General features: G+C 40.7%; 2 protein-coding genes. Both read right to left on the bottom strand.

Going from position 1 to position 2,372, the window contains the following annotated elements; translation table 11 throughout:
* Positions 1-137: 137 nt before the first annotated feature.
* Positions 138-602, bottom strand: coding sequence for a CBS domain-containing protein (locus WBA23_RS00010; protein WP_424580178.1), 465 nt, complete (start codon positions 600-602; stop codon positions 138-140).
* 127 nt (positions 603-729) lie between these two features.
* Positions 730-2,372 (bottom strand): ATP-binding protein (locus WBA23_RS00005; protein WP_424580177.1); only part of this gene is annotated, 1,643 nt, incomplete at its 5' end.

Raw genomic sequence — 2,372 nt, 5'->3', positions numbered from 1 at the left:
CGAGAACAGGAAAGAAGCGAATAAAATGAGATAAAAATGTCGCACAAACAGAAGGTTAGGTGAAGCAAGTAAAATACAAATAAATTGTATTCAAAAATAACCTTCTTCCCGAGAACATAAAACTTTAAACACTGCGTTTAGCGCCAAGTAGAGCTTTTAAGCTTTAATACTGCCTTCATTACATCCTTTTGGCTAACCTGACCTACAAGCTTCCCCTCTCGAAGTACCGGAAACCTTCGGATGCGACGGCTCAGAAACATGTTAGCTGCCTCAAAAATATTCATATCAGCGTTAATGCTAATCACCTCAGATGACATGTGGTCGCGAACTTTGCCCGAAAAGATGGGTAGATTGTCGTATTTTCCTTTCACCACCTCAGTTAAACAGTCACCTTCCGAGATTATTCCAACTAATTCTTGCTGGTCATTCACAACGGGGGCTCCCGATATTCGCTTGGCTAATAAAGTGCGAACAACCTCCTGAATTGTCTGATCGGGGGTGAAGGTTATTAAGCGAGTAGCCATGTAGTCAGCCACAATCAGCGATGGTAATTTTGGCACTGCCGTAGTATCTCGTGCTATGCCCCGGTAACTTTTGACCATGATAGTGTAAGGTTGTTGATTATATAATATAGTGATTTATAACTAATTAAACAACCGCTCCCGCCTTGAACGAACGCAATGGACTTCTTGATTTTACCGAGAATTGAATAACCCTAACTGAAGACATTTAAGTCATGCCAGATGCGGCTGAGGCAACGGCAATTGACTGAGGGTATACTTTAGGGCAGGAAATAATAAATTCACTTCCCTTTCCGGGTTCGCTGATCAACTTAATTGTTGCTTGCAGCCGAGCTGACAAAACCTTGACGATTGATAGACCCAAACCGTGGGAGCTTTCCCCATTGGTGGGGCGAGCACTTAGCTTCTGAAATTTCTGATACAGGTTCTTTTTATCTTCTTCGCTAAAGCCTGGCCCTTCATCTTTTACCGAAATATGTACCACATTCCGGTTGGCAGTTTTAGCTAACAAATAAACATTCGTGCTATTAGGTGCATACTTAATGGCATTAGAGATCAAATTCGTAATAATCTGACCCAATACTAGCGGATCTGTCTCTAGGGATGTTGAGGGTTCTACCTCTAAGTGCAACGCAATTGATTTACTGGCTGCCTCTGTTTCAAAGCTGTTCAATCTTTGCTCCAATAGCGAAGCAATATTTACTTCTTCCAGATTCAATTTCTGTTGCCTTTCTATTAGGCTATTGTTCAAAAGGTTGTTTACTAAAGAACTACCTGTTTGCGAAGTATCTTTAATCAGGTCAGCGTATTTTTGAGATTCATCAGAATCTACGCTCAAGTTCAAGGTTAAAATTTCAGCCAGACCACTAATTCGCTGAAAAGGAGCTTTTAAATCGTGCGTCACCATGCTTAGCAAAGTTTCCCTTTCTTCGCCAATCTCCTCTAAACGAGCATTCTTCTTATTAAGCTCCTGATTTTGTTTGGTAATCTGAGCGTTCTGAGAAACAATTTTCTTATTTTGTTCTTCTATCCGCAGCTTTTGCTCTTCAAGAAAGCGGTTCTTCTGGCGTACTCTATAGTAGAATGCTAATAGTGTCAGCAATAGCAAGGCAGCTAGCAATAAAATAATATTCTTAGCAATAATCTTAATCCTCGCTTGCTTCAGCACTTCTTGATTTCGTGCCTCGTTAGCCTTAAGCAATTCATATACCTTATCTTTCTCTTCAATTTGAAGTCTATTTTCTAATCGTTCAACTGTAATAGCTTTGTCCACATTATGCAATGAGTCTTTGGCAGCTACGAACTGCTGATACAGCTTTAGTGCCGAGGCATACTGACCGTTAGCTTCACTGATTTTTGCTAAGTAGTAGTAAGCCTCTTTTTTCTGTAGTAAACTATTCTCGTTGGTATTATCTACAATATCACGCAGATACAATCGGGCTTTGCTATACTGGCCGCGAGCGTAATAATTTTTTGCCAGCAGAAGGTTAACTGACGAAATAAATCGCATGTTTTCGAAAACATCAGTAGCCGAAATGGCTCTTCGCAAGTATTGCATGGAGCGAGCATAGTCAGTTTGTACGTGGGCTAAACTAGCCAGAGAAAGATTAATCTCAGCAATAGTCATTTCATCCTGTATACCCTTACTCAGCCCCATCGCTCGTTTTAGATAATTATGGGCTTTATTATAGGGTCCATATTTTTGGTGAAACGCTGCCAACTCTTGGTAAGTCGATATTTGCCCTCGTACATCGCTAACCTCCTGACGTATTTTCAAGGTTTCTCGCAGCAAAGCAAGCATTTTGGTAGTATCATTCTGTAGAGTGTAGAGCTGTACTAGACTCTTATAGC

The organism is Tunicatimonas sp., assembly GCF_049647865.1.
Lineage (GTDB): Bacteria > Bacteroidota > Bacteroidia > Cytophagales > Cyclobacteriaceae > Tunicatimonas.
The sequence above is the reverse complement of the archived record's forward strand: the minus strand, read 5'-3'. Positions and strand labels throughout refer to the sequence as shown.